General features: G+C 40.1%; 24 protein-coding genes. 21 read left to right on the forward strand and 3 right to left on the reverse strand.

Translation table 11 applies throughout. The features are described from left to right. Positions 1-173: 173 nt before the first annotated feature. The 8 genes from H3T55_RS12220 (at position 174) to H3T55_RS12255 (ending at position 8,297) form a co-directional block, all read left to right on the forward strand. Entirely contained in the window at positions 174-1,739 is a 1,566-nt protein-coding gene (locus tag H3T55_RS12220; RefSeq protein ID WP_225534698.1) for an ABC transporter ATP-binding protein, read from the forward strand. Next, positions 1,732-2,865, forward strand: a complete 1,134-nt coding sequence (locus tag H3T55_RS12225; protein ID WP_263864691.1) for an ABC transporter permease — start codon at positions 1,732-1,734, stop codon at positions 2,863-2,865. Before H3T55_RS12220 ends, H3T55_RS12225 begins: the two co-directional genes overlap by 8 nt. Further along, positions 2,865-3,827: an ABC transporter permease gene (locus H3T55_RS12230; RefSeq protein ID WP_225534700.1), complete on the forward strand. Its 963-nt coding sequence runs from the start codon at positions 2,865-2,867 to the stop codon at positions 3,825-3,827. Before H3T55_RS12225 ends, H3T55_RS12230 begins: the two co-directional genes overlap by 1 nt. Before the next feature lie 110 nt (positions 3,828-3,937). Beyond that, entirely contained in the window at positions 3,938-5,104 is a 1,167-nt protein-coding gene (gene deoB, locus H3T55_RS12235) for a phosphopentomutase (RefSeq protein ID WP_225534701.1), read from the forward strand. Between the two features lie 10 nt (positions 5,105-5,114). Next, a complete protein-coding gene (locus H3T55_RS12240; protein WP_225534702.1) occupies positions 5,115-5,933 on the forward strand; it encodes a purine-nucleoside phosphorylase in 819 nt (272 codons plus the stop codon). A gap of 21 nt (positions 5,934-5,954) precedes the next feature. Continuing rightward, positions 5,955-6,662: a purine-nucleoside phosphorylase gene (deoD, locus tag H3T55_RS12245; protein WP_225534703.1), complete on the forward strand. Its 708-nt coding sequence runs from the start codon at positions 5,955-5,957 to the stop codon at positions 6,660-6,662. Positions 6,663-6,748: 86 nt separating this feature from the next. After that, positions 6,749-7,939 (forward strand): iron-containing alcohol dehydrogenase, encoded by a 1,191-nt coding sequence (locus H3T55_RS12250; protein ID WP_225534704.1) that lies wholly within the window; start codon positions 6,749-6,751, stop codon positions 7,937-7,939. A gap of 25 nt (positions 7,940-7,964) precedes the next feature. After that, the gene (locus H3T55_RS12255) at positions 7,965-8,297 is read left to right on the forward strand and encodes a hypothetical protein (protein ID WP_225534705.1); all 333 of its coding nucleotides are present in this window, start codon (positions 7,965-7,967) and stop codon (positions 8,295-8,297) included. Between the two features lie 135 nt (positions 8,298-8,432). Here the strand turns inward: H3T55_RS12255 and H3T55_RS12260 are convergent, their stop codons facing one another. The 3 genes from H3T55_RS12260 to rpiA all read right to left on the reverse strand — a co-directional run bounded on the left by H3T55_RS12260 (position 8,433) and on the right by rpiA (position 10,706). Further along, positions 8,433-9,119 (reverse strand): 2,3-diphosphoglycerate-dependent phosphoglycerate mutase, encoded by a 687-nt coding sequence (locus H3T55_RS12260; protein ID WP_069662399.1) that lies wholly within the window; start codon positions 9,117-9,119, stop codon positions 8,433-8,435. A 191-nt stretch (positions 9,120-9,310) separates the two neighbouring features. After that, entirely contained in the window at positions 9,311-9,895 is a 585-nt protein-coding gene (locus tag H3T55_RS12265) for a recombinase family protein (RefSeq protein ID WP_225534706.1), read from the reverse strand. Between the two features lie 133 nt (positions 9,896-10,028). Beyond that, entirely contained in the window at positions 10,029-10,706 is a 678-nt protein-coding gene (gene rpiA / locus H3T55_RS12270; RefSeq protein ID WP_225534707.1) for a ribose-5-phosphate isomerase RpiA, read from the reverse strand. 343 nt (positions 10,707-11,049) lie between these two features. On the opposite strand from rpiA, the gene rpsL reads away from it, so the two are divergent. The 13 genes from rpsL to rplV all read left to right on the forward strand — a co-directional run bounded on the left by rpsL (position 11,050) and on the right by rplV (position 20,313). Next, on the forward strand, positions 11,050-11,469 hold the full coding sequence (rpsL, locus tag H3T55_RS12275; protein ID WP_010761696.1) for a 30S ribosomal protein S12: 420 nt from the start codon (positions 11,050-11,052) through the stop codon (positions 11,467-11,469). Between the two features lie 59 nt (positions 11,470-11,528). Continuing rightward, entirely contained in the window at positions 11,529-11,999 is a 471-nt protein-coding gene (gene rpsG, locus H3T55_RS12280) for a 30S ribosomal protein S7 (protein WP_069662405.1), read from the forward strand. A gap of 79 nt (positions 12,000-12,078) precedes the next feature. Beyond that, positions 12,079-14,163, forward strand: a complete 2,085-nt coding sequence (gene fusA / locus H3T55_RS12285; protein ID WP_225534708.1) for an elongation factor G — start codon at positions 12,079-12,081, stop codon at positions 14,161-14,163. Positions 14,164-14,301: 138 nt separating this feature from the next. Further along, a complete protein-coding gene (tuf, locus tag H3T55_RS12290; protein WP_087642001.1) occupies positions 14,302-15,489 on the forward strand; it encodes an elongation factor Tu in 1,188 nt (395 codons plus the stop codon). A gap of 173 nt (positions 15,490-15,662) precedes the next feature. Next, positions 15,663-15,989 carry a PadR family transcriptional regulator gene (locus H3T55_RS12295; RefSeq protein WP_225534709.1) on the forward strand — a complete coding sequence of 109 codons (327 nt, stop codon included), beginning with the start codon at positions 15,663-15,665 and terminating at the stop codon, positions 15,987-15,989. Further along, entirely contained in the window at positions 15,979-16,533 is a 555-nt protein-coding gene (locus H3T55_RS12300; RefSeq protein WP_225534710.1) for a DUF2812 domain-containing protein, read from the forward strand. The genes H3T55_RS12295 and H3T55_RS12300 overlap by 11 nt, the downstream gene beginning before the upstream one ends. 316 nt (positions 16,534-16,849) lie before the next feature. After that, entirely contained in the window at positions 16,850-17,158 is a 309-nt protein-coding gene (gene rpsJ / locus H3T55_RS12305; RefSeq protein WP_002389727.1) for a 30S ribosomal protein S10, read from the forward strand. A gap of 24 nt (positions 17,159-17,182) precedes the next feature. Further along, on the forward strand, positions 17,183-17,812 hold the full coding sequence (gene rplC / locus H3T55_RS12310; RefSeq protein WP_069662420.1) for a 50S ribosomal protein L3: 630 nt from the start codon (positions 17,183-17,185) through the stop codon (positions 17,810-17,812). 25 nt (positions 17,813-17,837) lie between these two features. Beyond that, positions 17,838-18,461: a 50S ribosomal protein L4 gene (rplD, locus tag H3T55_RS12315; RefSeq protein ID WP_069662421.1), complete on the forward strand. Its 624-nt coding sequence runs from the start codon at positions 17,838-17,840 to the stop codon at positions 18,459-18,461. Continuing rightward, on the forward strand, positions 18,461-18,754 hold the full coding sequence (locus H3T55_RS12320; RefSeq protein WP_087642004.1) for a 50S ribosomal protein L23: 294 nt from the start codon (positions 18,461-18,463) through the stop codon (positions 18,752-18,754). The genes rplD and H3T55_RS12320 overlap by 1 nt, the downstream gene beginning before the upstream one ends. A 39-nt stretch (positions 18,755-18,793) precedes the next feature. Then, complete coding sequence (rplB, locus tag H3T55_RS12325; protein WP_087642005.1) at positions 18,794-19,624, forward strand: 50S ribosomal protein L2; 831 nt, start codon at positions 18,794-18,796, stop codon at positions 19,622-19,624. Between the two features lie 42 nt (positions 19,625-19,666). Then, positions 19,667-19,945 (forward strand): 30S ribosomal protein S19, encoded by a 279-nt coding sequence (gene rpsS, locus H3T55_RS12330; protein ID WP_087642006.1) that lies wholly within the window; start codon positions 19,667-19,669, stop codon positions 19,943-19,945. Between the two features lie 20 nt (positions 19,946-19,965). Then, positions 19,966-20,313, forward strand: a complete 348-nt coding sequence (rplV, locus tag H3T55_RS12335; protein ID WP_069662425.1) for a 50S ribosomal protein L22 — start codon at positions 19,966-19,968, stop codon at positions 20,311-20,313. Positions 20,314-20,345 lie beyond the last annotated feature (32 nt).

The raw sequence follows: 20,345 nt of genomic DNA on the forward strand, positions 1-20,345 counted from the left end.
AGCGCTGCGTTCGTAGCAGCGCTAAGGTTTTATTAAGCCTTTAAAGAAAGAAAACGAATGATCAGACAACTCATTTTCTTTCTTTAAGAGCCTAAAAGCTATTTTAATTTTGGAAGTACCGTATCAATAGATGATGTAAGTGTAAGTGATTAAATCGTTAGGAAGTGAAAAATGTGGCTCAGGAAAACTATGTAATTGAGATGCGCAATATCACTAAGCAATTCGGAACGTTTAAGGCCAATGATAATATCAACTTAACTGTTCGGCCAGGAGAAATTCATGCATTGCTTGGAGAAAATGGTGCAGGTAAATCGACCTTGATGAATATTTTATCAGGTTTGTTGGAACCAACCTCAGGTGAAATATTTATGAATGGTTCAAAAGTAACGATCAATGGACCGACGGCAGCAAATCGCTTGGGAATTGGAATGGTTCATCAACACTTTATGTTGGTAGATGCTTTTACAGTAACTGAAAATATTGTTCTCGGAAGTGAGCCGACAAATGCGGGGATATTAGACCGTAAAAAAGCAACAGCAGAAATCAAACGTGTTTCTGAACAATATGGTTTGTCCGTAGATCCAGGAGCATATATTCGAGACATCTCTGTTGGTGCGCAGCAGCGTGTAGAAATTTTGAAAACGTTGTATCGTGGAGCAGATGTATTGATTTTTGATGAACCGACCGCTGTTTTGACACCTCAAGAAATCGACGAACTGATCGAGATCATGCAGGGATTAGTTCAAGAAGGTAAATCAATTATCTTGATCACGCATAAGTTAGATGAAATCAAAAAAGTAGCGGATCGTTGTACGGTTATTCGCCGTGGACAAAGTATCGATACAGTCAATGTGAAGGATGTTTCTTCTCAACAGCTGGCAGATATGATGGTGGGACGTTCTGTTTCGTTTAAAACAGAAAAGAAACCGGCGGAACCAAAAGAAGTAGTTCTTTCGATCAAAGATTTGGTAGTAAAAGAAAGCCGCGGATTGGATGCTGTTAAAGGTCTTAGCTTAGATGTACGTGCTGGCGAAGTCGTTGGGATTGCGGGGATCGATGGTAATGGTCAAACGGAATTGATTCAAGCGCTGACTGGTTTACGCAAGGCAGAAAGTGGTTCAGTCGAACTTAAAGGTGAAACGATCACGAATAAGCAGCCGCGTTTTATTACAGAATCAGGTGTTGGACACGTACCAGAAGATCGTCATAAATACGGTCTAGTGTTAGATATGACATTAGCTGAAAATATTGCTTTACAAACATATTATAAAAAACCACTAAGTCAAAGTGGCGTTTTAAATTATAATCAAATCAATTCATATGCGCGTAATTTGATTGAAGAATACGATGTTCGGACAACGAATGAGCTTGTTCCAGCCAAAGCATTGTCAGGCGGGAATCAACAGAAAGCAATTATTGCCCGCGAAGTTGATCGTGATCCAGATCTATTGATTGTTTCTCAACCAACTCGAGGCTTAGATGTCGGTGCAATCGAGTATATCCACAAGCGCTTGATCGAACAACGTGATAAAGATAAAGCTGTATTACTGGTTAGTTTTGAATTAGAAGAAATATTAAATGTTTCTGATCGCATCGCTGTGATCCATGCAGGGAAAATCGTCGGTATCGTTGATCCGAAAGAAACAACAGAAAATGAATTAGGATTGTTGATGGCGGGTTATTCATTAGAAGAAGCCAGAGCCGAATTAAGTAATAAGGTAGGTGAGTCAGTTGAATAATCGAACAGAACGATTACGAAATATTTTAGTTCCTATCTTATCAGTTTTGATGGGCTTTATTCTAGGTGCAATTATTATGCTTATCTTTGGCTATCAGCCAATAGCTGGCTATCAGGCAATGCTGCAAACAGCCTTTCAAAGTCCGAAAAGTATCGGTGAGATTTTTGTAACAGCGGGCCCATTGATATTTACAGCACTGGGCTTTGCAGTAGCGAATTCAGCTGGATTCTTTAATATCGGGCTTTCCGGCCAAGCCTTATGTGGCTGGGTCGCAAGTATCTGGGTCGCTTTAGCAATGCCGGATGCACCACGTCTTGTGGTATTACCGTTAGCGATCATTACTGGAGCTTTGGCTGGCGCAGTTGCGGCAGCAATACCTGGTTTTTTACGGGCCTTCTTTGGTACAAGTGAAGTCATCGTGACGATCATGCTGAATTATGTATTCTTGTATGTAAGTACACATATCGTCAACAATGTGATGTCAGAAAATATCATCAGCAACAAAGGGGTAACGAAAGTGATTGGTGAAAACGCTAGTTTAAGAACAGCGTTTCTAAAAGAAATCAGTGGCGGCTCGCGTTTGAATATCGGGATTTTTCTTGCCTTGATTTTCTTAGTATTGATTTGGTTTTTAATGAAGAAAACGACACTAGGCTACGAAATTCGTTCTGTTGGGTTGAATCCATTTGCTTCAGAATATGCTGGAATGAGTAGTAAACGTACGATCGTCATGTCTATGGTGATCTCAGGTGCTTTAGCTGGTCTTGGCGGTGTCGTTCAAGGGCTGGGTACATTCGGAAACTTCTTTGTTCAAGGTTCATCATTAAGTATCGGTTTTGACGGAATGGCGATTTCCTTACTGGGAGCAGGCAGTTCGGTCGGAATACTGCTTTCAGCGCTGCTCTTTAGTGTCTTGAAATTAGGTGGACAAGGAATGCCGTTGCGTGCAGGTGTTCCAACAGAATTAGTTGATGTGGTTATTGCTTCGATCATCTTCTTTGTAGGAATCAGCTATTTGATTCGTTTCTTATTAGCTAAAACTTCTGGAAGCAAAAAAGAAGTAGCGATCGTTGAAGAATTAGAAGGAAAAACGGACCCAGCTAGTCAAGAAGGAGGGAAAATCTAATGGAGATTGCATTAATCGCTGTATTAGCACCGATTATTACCCAAACGTTGGTTTATTCTACTCCTTTGGTCTTTACGGCTTTGGGCGGTACATTTTCAGAGCGTAGTGGGATTGTTAACGTAGGACTTGAAGGAATCATGGTGATGGGGGCATTTAGTTCTGTCGTCTTTAACTTAACCTTTGCGGATACATTAGGCGCAGCAACCCCATGGATTGCCTGCTTGGTCGGCGGACTTGTGGGAATGCTATTTTCAGTTCTACATGCTGTTGCGACAGTCAATTTACGGGCAGATCATATCATCAGTGGGACAGTAATTAACTTAATGGCACCAGCTTTAGGAATCTTTTTAATCAAAGTTATCTACGGAAAAGGGCAAACAGATACAATCAGTCGTTCGTTCGGTTATTTCTCATTTCCGATTCTAAAAGATATCCCGATCATTGGTGATTTGTTCTTCAAGCAAACAACTTTGCCCGCTTTTGTAGCAATTTTAGTATCAGTATTAGCTTGGTTTGTTCTATTTAAGACACGTTTTGGCTTACGTCTGCGCTCCGTTGGCGAAAATCCACAAGCGGCAGATACATTAGGGATCAATGTTTACGTAATGCGTTATTCAGGGGTGTTGATTTCTGGATTCTTAGGCGGTATCGGTGGTGCGGTCTTTGCGCAATCGATCGCCGGACGTTTTGCAGTAACAACAATTGCCGGACAAGGATTTATTTCAATGGCGGCAATGATCTTTGGAAAATGGAATCCTCTAGGCGCGATGGGGGCAGCTTTATTCTTTGGATTTGCCCAAAATATCAGTATTGCCGGATCTAATATTCCGTTGATTTCATCGATTCCAGCTGTTTATTTACAAGCGGCGCCATATGTTTTAACGATTCTAGTCTTGGTTATTTTCTTAGGAAAAGCCTCTGGACCAAAAGCCAATGGACAGAATTATATCAAATCCAAATAAATAATTTTAGTATAAAAGGGTGGGACTATGGGACAGTATCTTAAGTCACGCCCTTTTTATCAATAGTAAGCAATTTTTTTCGAATAAAAATAAAAGAAAGAAGGATGGTTATGTTTAAACGTGTACATTTAATCGTAATGGATTCAGTAGGGATCGGAGAAGCGCCGGATGCTGAGAAATTTGGAGATGTCGGCAGTGATACGTTAGGGCATATTGCAAAAGAAGCAGGCTTGACGATTCCTAATTTAGAAAATCTAGGGTTAGGAACGATTGCCCCTCTTCATAATGTAGAAGCAGTCGCTGATCATAAAGGATACGCAACAAAATTAGAAGAAGTTTCTGTCGGTAAAGATACAATGACAGGACATTGGGAAATCATGGGGTTGAACATTCAAAAGCCTTTCCGCGTTTTCCCAGACGGATTTCCAGAGGAACTGTTAAAACAAATTGAAGAATTTTCAGGACGCAAAATCGTCTGTAACAAACCTTATAGTGGTACAGCTGTTATCGATGATTATGGTAAACATCAAATGGAAACCGGTGATCTGATCGTCTACACTTCAGCGGATCCAGTATTGCAAATTGCTGCACACGAAGAAATCATCCCATTGGAAGAATTGTATCGTATTTGCGAATATGTCCGTGAAATCACCAAAGACGAACCGTATATGATCGGCCGAATCATCGCTCGTCCATATATTGGCGAGCCTGGCAACTTTACAAGAACAAGCAATCGTCATGATTATGCTTTAGATCCATTTGGTCATACAGTGTTAGACTCATTGAAAGACAACGGTAAAGATGTGATTGCAGTAGGGAAAATCAATGATATCTTCAATGGGCAAGGAATCACTGATTCTGTTCGTACGAAAAGCAATATGGACGGTGTGGATCAATTATTGAATGTAATGAAAAAGGATTTTGATGGTCTGAGCTTTACAAATTTAGTTGACTTTGATGCGTTGTATGGTCATCGTCGTGATGTTGTAGGATACGCTCATGCAATCGAAGCATTTGATTTACGTTTGCCTGAAATCATTGATGCGATGACAGATGATGACTTATTGATGATCACTGCTGACCACGGCAATGATCCGACTTTCCCAGGAACTGATCATACAAGAGAATACGTTCCACTACTGGTTTACAGCAAAAAAATGAACGGTCAAGGCAGTCTAACGCAAGGACATTATGCCGATATCTCAGCGACGATCGCTGAAAACTTTGGTGTTCTGAAAACTGAAAACGGCGCAAGCTTCTTAGATAAATTAGTATAGGAGAGAGACGATGACAAAACTAAGTGAAATGTTGACAGAAACAACTGGTTTTTTAAAAGAAAAAGGGATCAGCCAAGTAGACTTTGGCTTGATTCTTGGTTCTGGATTAGGTGAGTTAGCAGATGAAATCGAAAACGCAATTGCAATTCCATTTTCAGAAGTTCCTCACTTTGCTGTATCTGCAGTTGTAGGACATGCTGGGAAGCTAGTCTATGGGACTCTTTCTGGTAAAAAGGTTTTGGCATTACAGGGTCGCTTTCATTATTATGAAGGACATTCGATGCAGACAGTTACTTATCCTGTAAGAATGATGGCGGCAATCGGCGCGCATTCGATAATCGTGACAAACGCTGCTGGCGGTGTAAATGAAAGCTTCACACCTGGTAATTTGATGTTGATCACAGACCATATCAATTTTACTGGTGATAATCCATTGATCGGTGAAAATGATGATGACATGGGACCACGTTTTCCAGACATGAGTCATGCTTATACGCCGAGCTACGCTGAAACAGTAAGGAAAGTAGCAAAAGAACAAAATGTTCCGCTACAAGAAGGTGTTTATATGGGCTTTTCTGGTCCAACTTATGAAACTCCTGCTGAAATTCGGATGGCTCGTACAATGGGAGCAGACGCAGTTGGGATGTCTACAGTATCAGAGGTTATCGTAGCAGCTCATAGCGGATTGAACGTGTTAGGAATTTCTTGTATTACAAACTTAGCGGCTGGGATGCAAAGCACATTGAACCATGCAGAGGTTGTAGAGACGACAGAACGTGTTAAAGGGCAGTTCAAAGAGTTGGTCAAAGCGAGCTTAGCAGCTCTATAAAAAAATAAGAGGAGTGAAAAAATGAGTGTTCATATCGAGGCGAAAACAGGTGAGATCGCAGATAAAATTTTATTACCAGGAGATCCGTTGCGTGCAAAATACATTGCGGAAACCTTTTTAGAAAATCCAGTTTGTTATAACCAAGTAAGAGGAATGCTGGGCTATACAGGAACTTACAAAGGTGAACGCGTTTCTGTTCAGGGAACGGGAATGGGGATGCCTTCTGCTACGATTTACGCCCATGAATTGATCAATTCTTACGGTGTGAAAAAATTGATTCGTGTAGGAACATGCGGTTCGATTTCTGAGAAAGTCAAAATTAGAGATTTAGTGATTGCTCAAGCAGCGGCAACACCCTCATCAATGATCCGCAATGATTTTCCTAAATATGATTTTCCACAAATCGCAAGTTTTGATATGCTGTTAAAATCATATACAGTGGCAAAAGAAAAAGGCTTTACAACTCATGTGGGTAATGTATTGTCTGATGATGTGTTTTACAAAGAAAGTATGGACGAAGTCTTTAAACTTGGAAAATTAGGAGTTCTTGCTATTGAAATGGAAGCGGCGGCGTTGTATTATTTAGCGGCTAAATTTGATGTGCAGGCTTTAGCGATCATGACTGTTAGTGATAGTTTAGTAACTGGAGAAGAGACAACTGCTGAAGAACGTCAAACGACATTCAATGATATGATTGAAGTAGGATTGGAGACAGCACTTTATAGCTAAAACGGATAAGAGGTTGAAATGAGTTACTTTCAATCTCTTTTTTGCTATTCTATTATAGAGATATAGAAATGAATGGAGGAAGAAAAATGGATAATTTTCGTTTTTATGTACCAACAGATATTCGTTTTGGTCAAGATCGTCTTGAAACTGAACTGACTGGTGTTTTAGATACGTATGGAAAAAATGTGCTATTAGTTTATGGCGGCGGCAGTATCAAGAAAAATGGATTATATGATCAAGTGACGGACTTACTAAATGCAAATGGAAATACAATCGTTGAGTTAAGTGGTGTAGAGCCGAATCCCCGAATCGAAACGGTTCGTAAGGGTGTTGCTTTGTGCCGCGAACATCACGTAGATGTGATTTTGGCTGTGGGCGGCGGTTCGACGATCGATTGCTCCAAAGTGATTGCCGCAGGTTTCTTCAGTGAAGAAGATCCGTGGGAGATCGTTTTAGGTAGAAGAGGTTATCAAGGAGAAGCATTGCCGATCGTGACGATTTTAACACTTGCAGCTACAGGAAGTGAAATGAATGCTGGTGCGGTGATTTCTAACATGGCGACGAATCAAAAACTTGGTGTTGGCGGTCCGGCGATGATGCCGAAAGTTTCGTTCCTTGACCCTGCCAATACGTTTACGGTTCCTGCTTATCAAACGGCAGCGGGCTCTGCAGATATTCTAAGTCATTTGTTTGAAAGCTATTTCAATGTGACAGAAGGAACGGATGTCCAAGATTTTGTTTCGGAAGGCTTGATGCGTTCAGTGATCAAGCATTGTCCGATCGCTTTAAAGGAACCGAATAATTATGATTCCCGTGCTAATTTAATGTGGGCGAGCAGTTTAGCTTTGAATGGATTGACACGTGGCGGAAAACACGGCGTTTGGTCTTGCCATGCGATGGAACATGAATTAAGTGCGTTTTACGACATTACGCATGGCATTGGGTTGGCTATTTTGACACCGCGCTGGATGGCCTATGTATTGTCTGAACAAACAGTAGATAAGTTCGCGCAGTTTGCGAAGAATGTCTGGGATATCACGGAAGCAGATAAAATGACAGCGGCCAAGCAAGGGATTCAAGCGACGTATGACTATTTTAAAGCCTGTGGTATTCCGATGACCTTGCCGGAAGTAGGGATCGAATCTGAGAAGTTTTCTGAAATGGCCAAACAGGCAGTGGAGCATAGTACGATCAAAACAGACGCCTTTGTTCCTTTGACTGAAAAGGATGTTGAAGCAATTTATCAAGCCTGCTTAACAGAGTCTACTTTTATCTAATGTTTACGATATAGGAGGAGAGAGTGTGAAACAACTATTTGATGAAACCTATTCGGAAAACCGCACATTGTGGTATGGTTATTTTTCAACACTTGAGCAAGCAGACTTGATTGATAAACTCACCAAAATTATTCATCTGGATTTGGAATCTTCTCAAAAAGTTCACGCAACCAGTTGGATATTTTATAGTGAAGTGAAGCAAACGGATGCGTTAGAAGAGGATGTTAGATCATCTATTATGGTGCGTTATGTTGAAGGGCAATATTATGTGCATTACAACATGTCTGACTTTGAATTTGTTACCCAGAGGGAACAAATAGAAGAGTGGTTGACAAAGTTGAAGAATCAATTGAGCTGAATGAGACAATAGAAAAAGAGAGCGGAACAAAACTAAAAATCAGTTTTGTTCCGCTCTCTACACGTGATTAAACGGCGGGAAAAAACAGCTCCTTCGAAAATAAGAAGGAGCTGCTTTTGTCTCAGCCTCTACTTTTTATAAGTAGTATTTTTTAGCGACTGTTAGGTCATCGTTTAATTCATAAACAAGTGGTTGACCTGTTGGGATTTCAAGATCCATGATATCTTCATCTGAAATACCTTCGATATGTTTAGCTAAGGCACGTAGTGAGTTACCGTGTGCTGCCACTAAAACAGTTTTGTTATCTAATAAAGCAGGAGCAATTTCATCTTGCCAGAAAGGTAACGCACGTTCCAAGGTTACTTTTAAGTTTTCTCCGCCTGGTACATCGCGTTTGTCTAACATAGCATAACGACGATCGTTTGCTGCAGAACCTGGATCTGTTGTTTCCAATAATGGAGGAAGAGTGTCGTAAGAACGACGCCAAATGTGTACTTGGTCATCTCCATATTTTTCAGCAGTTTCTTTTTTATTCAAGCCTTGTAATTTACCATAATGACGTTCGTTTAAGCGCCAAGATTTTACTTGTGGTACCCATAATTGATCTGAGTTTTCCAAGATCAAGTTACATGTTTTGATTGCGCGAGTTAAAACTGAAGTGAAAGCAATATCGAATTCGATTCCAGCTTCTTTGATTTTGCGTCCGCCTTCTTTGGCTTCTTCGATTCCTTCAGGTGCTAAGTCCACATCTACCCAACCTGTAAATTGGTTCAATGCATTCCATTCACTAAGTCCATGACGAGAAAAAACTAATTTTGGCATGTATAGCTCTCCTTTGAGTTGTAGTTTCTGAAACTTTCATTTCCTTTTCTATTGTACACCGTTTTAAAATAGATTTCCATTGTAAATTGGCAAAAGTGAATGGAAATGAGCAGGATCGGTTATCTATTACTGGATATAAAGAAAAAACTAGACGGAGATAAGAAAAAACTTCCTATTTCCGTCTAATTAGTTTATTGAGAGAGCTTTGCTGCTTCATTCTCCGATAAATTAATGTATTTATAGCAAGTGCCGATCGAAACATTGCATTTTGAGGCAATGAATTGAATCGTTTCGCGCTTTTCATGATACAAATGTCGAATGCGTTTAACTGTTCGGCCATCTATTTTAGGGCGACCGCCGATCTTGCCTTTTTTACGCGCGTTGTTTAGGCCAACAAGTGTCCGTTCTTTGATCAGGTTGCATTCCATGTGTGCCAAGCTGTTCATCATCTTGAAATAGATTTCACCCATAGGTTCACGTGTATCGATTTCGTCATCCAAGCTGACTAAGTGGATACCAGAACCTTTGAATTCTTGTGTAAGTTCAGTTAATTGACGAGTAGAGCGACCTAAACGATTTAAAGAGCAAATGACAAGAGTGTCGTCTGGCTGTAGTTTGCTCAAGACCGTTTCTAATTCAGAGGTCAATTGCTTTTCATCAATAACGTCAAAAGATTCATGATGGATCTCGTCACAACCAAACTTAGTCAAGGTGTTGATCTGGGCATCTAAATCATTGTCAATAATCGTTGTTCGTGCATAACCAATTAATTTCATCGTTCGTCCTTTCTCATTTAAATAGTAAATATAATCTATTAAAAATGTAGCATATAAACGAATGAAATGATAGTTGTTTTTTTATCTTTTTTTAATCTTTTTGTGTTGTTTTCAAATCGGATTCAAAGAATTTTTAGCGTGATACCTCAATTGTTTTTGGACCGTTTTCATCGCCAACCATGACTGTTGTCACAACATCAAGGAACAATCCGTGTTCAACAACTCCAACAAGCTGATCCAAGTAAGCACCTAAGGCAATCGGATCATCGATTTTCTGTAGATGAAGATCGATGATGTAATGTCCGCCATCTGTAATAACAGTGCTATCATCAGCTGCTGTACGTAAAACAGGTGAATAGCCTTTCTTCTCAAATAAGTGAAGCAATTGTTGACTGCCATAGGGAACAACTTCTACTGGCAATGGGAATTTTCCCAATTTCTCCACCATTTTTGATTCGTCAACAATCCAAATGCATTTTTTTGAATAGGTTGCAACGATTTTTTCAAATAAAAGTGCAGCTCCACCGCCTTTAGTTCCTTGAAAATCAGCGCTGATCTCATCTGCTCCGTCGATGGTCAAATCGACATAAGGGACATCATCGATACTCTTTAAAGGGATCCCTAAACTCTGAGCTTGACGTTCTGTCTCTTTAGAAGTCGTTACGCCTGTGATCGACAACCCTTCTTCTTTGATTCGCCGTCCGACTTCATCAACCATAAACTTTGCAGTAGATCCCGTACCTAATCCTACGATCATACCGTCTTCTACATATTTTGCTGCTTCGATTCCTGCCATTTGCTTAAGATTCATCAGCTATTTCGCCCCTTTCGGATAATCAAAAACATTGTACCGTTAAACCCCGAAAAAAGATAGAAAGATTAGTAAAAATCTTTCTTTTCTTCTATTATAAATGTGAAGAAAAGAAAACGTGATTACTTTAACGAAAAAAGTGATACAAAAGGTTGACAGAGCAAGTATATCGTGATATCCTAGCGAAGGTGCTTTATCTACAGGTCTCTCAACAGAGACGTGCTGACTGTCTATCAAAGCATATTTGATAAAGAGTGCATAGATTGCATTATTTTTTATCGCTAAAAAAGAACCACCTGGATGTGTGGGACTAGATGCGAAATGAGGAAGGAGGAAACAAGGAATGCCTACAATTAATCAATTAGTACGTAAACCTCGTAAATCAAAGGTGGAAAAATCTAATTCACCAGCGTTGAACAAAGGATATAATAGCTTCAAGAAATCTCAAACGAACGTAAACTCACCACAAAAGCGTGGGGTTTGTACTCGTGTGGGAACGATGACACCTAAAAAACCGAACTCAGCTTTACGTAAATATGCCCGTGTTCGTTTGTCTAACTTAATCGAAGTAACAGCTTATATCCCAGGGATCGGTCACAACTTACAAGAACATAGCGTGGTTTTACTACGTGGTGGACGTGTAAAAGACTTACCAGGGGTACGTTATCATATCGTACGTGGTGCGCTTGATACAGCCGGCGTTACTGATCGTAAACAAAGCCGCTCTAAATATGGTACTAAAATGCCTAAAGCAGCTAAATAATTCGACAATCACTAAAGGTATTATATAAAATAAAGAATTTTCGGAAGGAGGAGTTACGGATGCCTCGTAAAGGTCCTGTTGCAAAACGTGATGTTTTACCAGATCCAATTTATAACTCAAAATTAGTAACTCGCTTGATCAACCGTGTAATGGTTGACGGTAAACGCGGGATTGCTGCTAATATCATCTATAATTCATTTGATATCATCAAAGAATCTACAGGTAACGATCCATTGGAAGTTTTCGAACAAGCAATGAAAAACGTTATGCCTGTCCTAGAAGTTAAAGCTCGCCGTGTCGGTGGTTCTAACTATCAAGTGCCGGTTGAAGTTCGTCCAGAACGTCGTACAACTTTAGGTCTTCGTTGGGTTGTTAACTACGCTCGTTTGCGTGGAGAACACACAATGGAACAACGTCTAGCGAAAGAAATCATGGATGCAGCCAATAACACTGGTGCTTCTGTTAAAAAACGTGAAGACACACATAAAATGGCTGATGCTAACCGTGCGTTCGCACACTATCGTTGGTAAGATCCTCTGTGCATGTAGTTTAGGCTACAGCAGACAGTTAGTATATTCGATTTAAATAAAGAGAGGAGAACACCCTAGAATGGCAAGAGAATTTTCGTTAGAAAAAACTCGTAATATCGGAATCATGGCCCATGTTGATGCTGGTAAAACAACAACAACAGAGCGTATCCTTTATTACACAGGTAAAATCCATAAAATTGGTGAAACGCACGAAGGTGCATCACAAATGGACTGGATGGAACAAGAACAAGAACGTGGTATCACAATCACTTCTGCTGCGACTACAGCACAATGGAAAGGTTACCGTGTAAACATCATTGATACACCTGGACACGTGGATTTCACAATCGAAGTACAACGTTCACTACGTGTATTAGATGGTGCTGTAACCGTTCTTGATTCACAATCAGGCGTGGAGCCTCAAACTGAAACAGTTTGGCGTCAAGCGACTGAATATAAAGTTCCGCGTGTTGTTTTCTGTAACAAAATGGATAAAATCGGTGCGGATTTCTTATACTCTGTAAACTCATTACATGATCGTTTACAAGCAAATGCACATCCGATCCAATTACCAATCGGTGCAGAAGATAGTTTCACTGGGATCATTGACTTGATCACAATGAAAGCTGAAATTTATACAAATGATTTAGGTACAGATATCCAAGAAACAGAGATTCCAGAAGAATATATGGATCAAGCTGTGGAATGGCGTGAAAAATTAGTGGAAGCAGTTGCTGAAACTGATGAAGACCTAATGATGAAATATCTTGAAGGTGAAGAAATCACTATTGAAGAACTAAAAGCGGGTATCCGTAAAGCAACAATCAACGTTGAATTTTTCCCAGTTATGGCTGGATCTGCCTTTAAAAACAAAGGTGTTCAATTGATGCTTGATGCAGTTCTTGACTACTTACCTTCACCACTTGATATCGATGCAATCAAAGGTATCGATGTGAAAACAGACGAAGAAACAACTCGTCCTGCTGATGATGAAGCACCATTTGCTTCATTAGCATTTAAAGTTATGACTGACCCATTCGTAGGACGTCTAACATTCTTCCGTGTGTATTCTGGTGTCCTTGAAAGTGGTTCATACGTATTGAACGCTTCTAAAGACAAAAAAGAACGTATCGGTCGTATCCTGCAAATGCACGCGAACACTCGTCAAGAAATTGATAAAGTGTACTCAGGTGATATCGCAGCAGCCGTTGGTTTGAAAGATACAACAACAGGAGATACTTTGTGTGCGGTTGACGCGCCGGTAATCCTTGAATCAATCGAGTTCCCAGAACCGGTTATCCAAGTTGCTGTTGAACCTAAATCAAAAGCTGACCAAGATAAAATGGGTGTGGCATTGCAAAAACTTGCAGAAGAAGATCCATCATTCCGCGTTGAAACAAACGTTGAAACTGGTGAAACAGTTATCTCTGGTATGGGTGAGTTGCACTTAGACGTATTAGTTGACCGTATGAGACGTGAGTTCAAGGTTGAAGCTAACGTTGGTGCACCGCAAGTATCTTATCGTGAAACTTTCCGTGCTCCGTTAACTCAAGCAGAAGGTAAGTTTGTACGTCAGTCTGGTGGTAAAGGACAATACGGTCACGTATGGGTTGAATTTACTCCAAACGAAGAAGGTAAAGGCTTTGAATTTGAAAACGCGATTGTCGGTGGTGTGGTTCCTCGTGAATACATCCCAGCAGTTGAAAAAGGCTTGTCAGAAGCGATGAACAACGGGGTTCTTGCTGGCTATCCATTAGTGGATATCAAAGCGAAACTTTATGATGGTTCTTACCATGATGTCGATTCGAATGAAACTGCCTTCCGTGTAGCAGCATCTATGGCTCTACGTGCGGCAGCTAAAAAAGCGAACCCAGTTATCTTAGAACCGATGATGAAAGTAACGATCACTGTACCAGAAGATTACTTAGGTGATATCATGGGACACGTTACAAGCCGTCGCGGACGTGTTGAAGGAATGGAAGCACACGGTAACTCACAAATCGTTAACGCGATGGTACCGTTGGCTGAAATGTTTGGTTATGCCACAACATTACGTTCAGCAACTCAAGGTCGTGGAACATTCATGATGGTCTTTGACCACTATGAAGATGTACCAAAATCTGTACAAGAAGAAATCATCAAGAAAAATGGCGGCAACGCTTAATAGTTAAGAAATAGGTCGTAGATTTATTTATGACTAGGATTTTCTGAAGATTTCGGGTAAAATAAGTAAAGATGATCAGGTAGTTGAACTATCTATCAAATAAAATAAAATTCATATATTTTAGGAGGAACATTTAAAATGGCTAAAGAAAAATTTGACCGTTCTAAACCCCATGTAAACATTGGTACTATTGGACACGTTGACCATGGTAAAACTACATTAACTGCTGCAATTGCAACTGTGTTAGCTAAACACGGTGGCGGTGAAGCTCAAAACTATGCTGATATCGATAACGCTCCTGAAGAAAAAGAACGTGGTATCACAATCAACACTTCTCACATCGAGTATGAAACTGATGCTCGTCACTATGCTCACGTGGACTGCCCAGGACACGCGGACTACGTTAAAAACATGATCACTGGTGCTGCACAAATGGACGGAGCTATCTTAGTAGTATCTGCTGCTGATGGTCCTATGCCTCAAACTCGTGAGCACATCTTGTTATCACGTAACGTTGGTGTACCATACATCGTTGTTTTCTTAAACAAAATGGATATGGTCGATGACGAAGAATTATTAGAATTAGTAGAAATGGAAGTTCGTGATTTATTATCTGAATACGACTTCCCAGGTGATGACACTCCAGTTATCGCAGGTTCTGCTTTGAAAGCTTTAGAAGGCGACGCTTCATACGAAGAAAAAATCATGGAATTAATGGCTGCAGTTGATGAGTATATCCCAACTCCAACTCGTGATACTGACAAACCATTCATGATGCCAGTTGAGGATGTATTCTCAATCACTGGTCGTGGTACTGTTGCAACTGGTCGTGTTGAACGTGGAGAAGTTCGCGTTGGTGACGAAGTTGAAATCGTAGGTATCAAAGAAGAAACATCTAAAACAACTGTTACAGGTGTTGAAATGTTCCGTAAATTATTAGACTACGCTGAAGCTGGCGATAACATCGGTGCTTTATTACGTGGTGTTGCACGTGAAGATATCGAACGTGGACAAGTATTGGCAAAACCTGCTTCAATCACTCCACATACAAAATTTAAAGCTGAAGTTTATGTTTTATCAAAAGAAGAAGGCGGACGTCACACTCCATTCTTCACTAACTACCGTCCTCAGTTCTACTTCCGTACAACTGACGTAACTGGTGTAGTTGAATTACCAGAAGGTACTGAAATGGTAATGCCTGGTGATAACGTTGCAATGGACGTTGAATTAATCCACCCAATCGCTATCGAAGACGGAACTCGTTTCTCTATTCGTGAAGGCGGACGTACTGTTGGTTCAGGCGTTGTTTCTGAAATCGTTAAATAATTAAGACTTAAATATAGCAATAACCAGTGTGAGAAGCTGGGGTACTCGGACGTAAGCCGAAGGGATTTCCCTTCGGCTTTTTTTTGTGTATAAAAAATGCTTGACATATATCGAGCTTCGATATAATATTGTGTTACGATATAACGAGGTGCGATATAAGGAGAGATCTTAAGATGGATGAGAAGCTGAGAAGGATATACATACCGATGACGGAAACAGGCTTTTATATTTTGTTTTCACTCAGAGAAGAAAGACATGGTTATAGCATCATTCAGCATGTAAAACAATTGACGGAACAAGAAATCATCATCAGTGCAGGAACGATGTATGGTAGTTTGAGTAAAATGGAAAAAGATGGATTGATAAAAGTAACTAAGGAAGAGGAAAGGCGGAAAAGCTATTTGATCACAGCGCTCGGTGAAGAAGTTTTACAGCATGAAATCAAGCGGATCGAACGATTATATAAAAATAGTATTGAGGAGAAATTAGATGGAAACTAAAAAAGTAAGAAGACGTTTTGAGTTGGCAGATTATTTAGAAGAAGAACGATTTTTAGAAGAACAGCATAGAAACGGTTGGAAGATGGTTGAGCTAAAATTACCTTTATCTACCTATATATTTGAACGTTGTGGATCAGAAGACTATGTTTATCAGTTAGATTTTAATTCAGAGAAAAGTGGAACAGAATCCTATGTACAGCTATTCGAAGATTGTGGCTGGGAATACTTTTACAAATTTGGGAATTGGTATTACTTTAGAAAATCGAGATCCGAGGTGGAAAGTGAAAATGTCATATTTAATGACGGGCCTTCACGTGCGAAAATGGCAAAGAAAGTCGCTAAATTCCAAGCTGGCTTATCAGTGTTTTTGATCTTTCCTTTGATCTATCTTCTAGCGGTAGTTTCGACTAAAGCGATAGACAGTTCTCTTGTTTTGACGATCATGGTAGCTTTAATAGCTATTGTTATGGTTATAAGCGCAGGGATTCAATTAAAGAATATGCGGAAACTTAATAAGATCATTGAAAAAGAAGAACAACTATAAGAGAATCTATGATATTTTGACAGGGAAGAAAAAAGCTTGTTGGCTGTTAAAATATCATAGATTTTTTCTGTTATGAAAACCAAGAAAATAATATGAAAATAATGAAAAAAAGCCTTGCTATTGCTGCGTTTCTGTAATATAATTACAAAGGTGCTGTTTACAGAAGTGTGAAAAGCACTGGTAAATCAAGGTTTTGATCTACCGGCTAAGAAACGAGAGGTTGCGACACGCCCGGACGCTTTGCCACGAACGAGCGTGACGGAAAAATTTTCGTGGAGCTATGTCTACTTTCAAAATAGGCGAAGGAGGGAACAAGATGGCAAAACAAAAGATTCGTATCCGTTTAAAAGCGTATGAACACCGTATTTTAGATCAATCAGCGGATAAAATTGTGGAAACAGCAAAAAGAACTGGAGCTGACGTATCAGGTCCGATTCCATTACCAACAGAACGCTCACTTTACACAGTTATTCGTGCGACTCATAAATACAAAGATTCACGCGAACAATTCGAAATGCGTACTCACAAACGTCTAATCGACATTGTGAACCCAACACCAAAAACAGTTGATGCTTTAATGAAGCTTGACTTACCATCTGGTGTAAATATTGAAATCAAACTATAAAATTAAGATGATGGAGGTGTACTCATGACCAAAGGAATCTTAGGGAAAAAAGTGGGAATGACACAAATCTTTACTGAGTCTGGTGAATTAATTCCAGTAACAGTAGTAGAAGCTACGCCAAACGTAGTTTTACAAGTAAAAACTGTTGAGACTGACGGATACGAAGCTATCCAAGTTGGTTACCAAGACAAACGTGAAGTTTTATCAAACAAACCTGCGAAAGGTCATGTTGCAAAAGCAAACACGGCTCCTAAGCGCTTCATTAAGGAATTCAAAAATGTTGAGCTGGGAGAATACGAAGTAGGAACAGAAATTAAGGTAGATGTTTTCCAAGCAGGAGACATTATTGATGTTACAGGAACAACAAAAGGTAAAGGATTCCAAGGCGTTATCAAACGTCACGGACAAAGCCGCGGACCTATGAGTCACGGATCTCGTTACCACCGTCGTCCTGGGTCAATGGGTCCAGTAGCACCTAACCGTGTATTTAAAAATAAAAAACTTGCCGGCCGTATGGGTGGTAACCGCGTAACAATTCAAAATCTTGAAATTGTTAAAGTGGACGCTGAAAGAAATGTAATCTTGATCAAAGGAAACATTCCTGGAGCGAAAAAATCATTAATCACAATCAAATCAGCTGTGAAAGCTAAATAAGCGTAGGGAAAGGAGGAACTAAGGAATGCCGAATGTAGCATTATTCAAACAAGATGGAACTCAAAATGGTGAAATCACTTTAAACGAAGAAATTTTCGGAATCGAACCTAATGAATCAGTTGTCTACGATGCGATCATCATGCAACGTGCTTCATTAAGACAAGGAACACACTCAGTTAAACACCGCGGAGAAGTTCGTGGCGGCGGCCGTAAACCATGGCGTCAAAAAGGAACTGGTCGTGCTCGTCAAGGTTCAATCCGTTCACCACAATGGCGTGGAGGTGGCGTAGTTTTCGGACCAACACCACGTTCTTACAGCTACAAACTTCCTAAAAAAGTTCGTCGTTTAGCAATGAAATCTGTATTGTCAGATAAAGTTGCTGAAAACAACTTGGTTGCTGTTGATGCATTAAGCTTTGACGCACCAAAAACAAAAGAATTCAAACAAGTTCTTACAAACTTATCTATCGATGCGAAAGTATTAGTTGTTCTAGAAGCAGGAAACGATTTTGCAGCATTATCTGCTCGTAATCTTCCAAACGTTTCTGTAGTAACTTCTGATAACGTAAGTGTTTTAGATATCGTTTCTAATACTAAAGTATTGGCAACACAAACTGCTCTTACTCAAATTGAGGAGGTGCTTGCATAATGAACTTACTAGACGTAATCAAACGCCCAGTGATCACTGAAAAATCCATGCTTGCTATGGACGAAAAGAAATACACTTTCGAAGTGGACACTCGCGCAAACAAAACATTAGTAAAACAAGCTGTAGAAGCAGCTTTTGACGGTGTTAAAGTGAAAAACGTAAACATCATCAACGTGCGTCCTAAATTCAAACGCATGGGTAAATATGCAGGATATACGAAAAAACGTCGCAAAGCAGTTGTGACATTAACAGACGATTCAAAAGAAATTCAAATTTTCGATGCTGCTGAATAAGCAGTCCATGTTTAATTATTAAATGGGAGGGAAAAAGACGTGGCGATTAAAAAGTACAAACCTACCACAAATGGCCGTCGTAATATGACAACGTCTGATTTCGCTGAAATCACGACTTCAACACCAGAGAAATCTTTGTTGGCGCCATTAAAAAACCATGCCGGCCGTAACAACAATGGTCGTATCACGGTTCGTCACCAAGGTGGCGGTCACAAACGTCAATACCGTTTGATCGATTTCAAACGTAATAAAGACAACGTCGTAGCGGTTGTTAAAACAATCGAGTATGATCCAAACCGTTCTGCTAACATCGCGTTAGTACATTACGAAGATGGAGTAAAAGCATACATCTTAGCACCAAAAGGATTAGAAGTAGGCATGCGCCTAGTTTCAGGTCCAGAAGCAGATATTAAAGTAGGGAACGCATTGCCATTGGAAAACATTCCAGTAGGTACTGTTGTCCACAACATTGAAATGAAACCTGGTAAAGGCGGTCAATTGATCCGTTCTGCTGGAACAAGTGCTCAAGTACTTGGTAAAGAAGGTAAATACGTATTGATCCGTTTGAACTCTGGTGAAGTTCGTATGATCTTAGCTACATGCCGTGCAACTGTCGGTTCTGTAGGTAACGAACAACACGAATTAATCAACATTGGTAAAGCCGGCCGTTCTCGTTGGATGCGTAAACGCCCAACAGTTCGTGGTAGCGTAATGAACCCGAACGATCACCCACACGGTGGTGGTGAAGGTAAACAACCGATCGGACGTAAAGCTCCAGTATCACCTTGGGGTCAACCAGCTATCGGCTTGAAAACTCGTAACAAAAAAGCTAAATCAGACAAACTTATCGTTCGTCGTCGTACTAAATAATTTTTTTGACCATGTGTCGTACATTTTGAGAGGAGGTTCACCATGGGTCGTAGTTTGAAAAAAGGGCCTTTCGCTGATGATCATCTAATGAAGAAAGTCGAAGCTCAACAAGGCGCTGAAAAGAAAAAAGTAATCAAAACTTGGTCTCGCCGCTCTACAATTTTTCCACAATTTGTTGGATTTACAATTGCTGTATATGATGGACGTAAACACGTTCCAGTATACATTCAAGAAGATATGGTAGGACATAAATTAGGTGAATTTGCACCGACTAGAACTTATCGTGGCCACGGAGCCGATGATAAAAAAACAAGACGCTAATTTGAGGGGAGGATATCCAAATGGCAGAACAAATCACATCAGCTAAAGCGACTGCTAAAACAGTTCGCGTTTCTCCTCGTAAATCACGTTTAGTAATTGATCTTGTTAGAGGGAAAAGCGTTGCAGACGCAATTTCAATTTTGAAGTTCACACCGAACAAAGCGGCTGGAGTTATTGAAAAAGTTTTAATGTCAGCAGTTGCTAACGCTGAAAACAACTTTGACTTAGATGTTGAGAACTTAGTAGTATCTGAAGCTTTCGTTAACGAAGGACCAACAATGAAACGTTTCCGTCCACGTGCTAAAGGTTCAGCATCACCAATCAACAAACGTACAAGTCATATCACTGTAGTTGTATCAGAAAAATAATCTGTTTCAAAAAACAGATATCACTAGATAAG

Origin of the sequence: Enterococcus sp. S22(2020), from assembly GCF_020295385.1 — a bacterium.
GTDB classification, from domain to species: Bacteria; Bacillota; Bacilli; order Lactobacillales; family Enterococcaceae; genus Enterococcus_L; species Enterococcus_L dunnyi.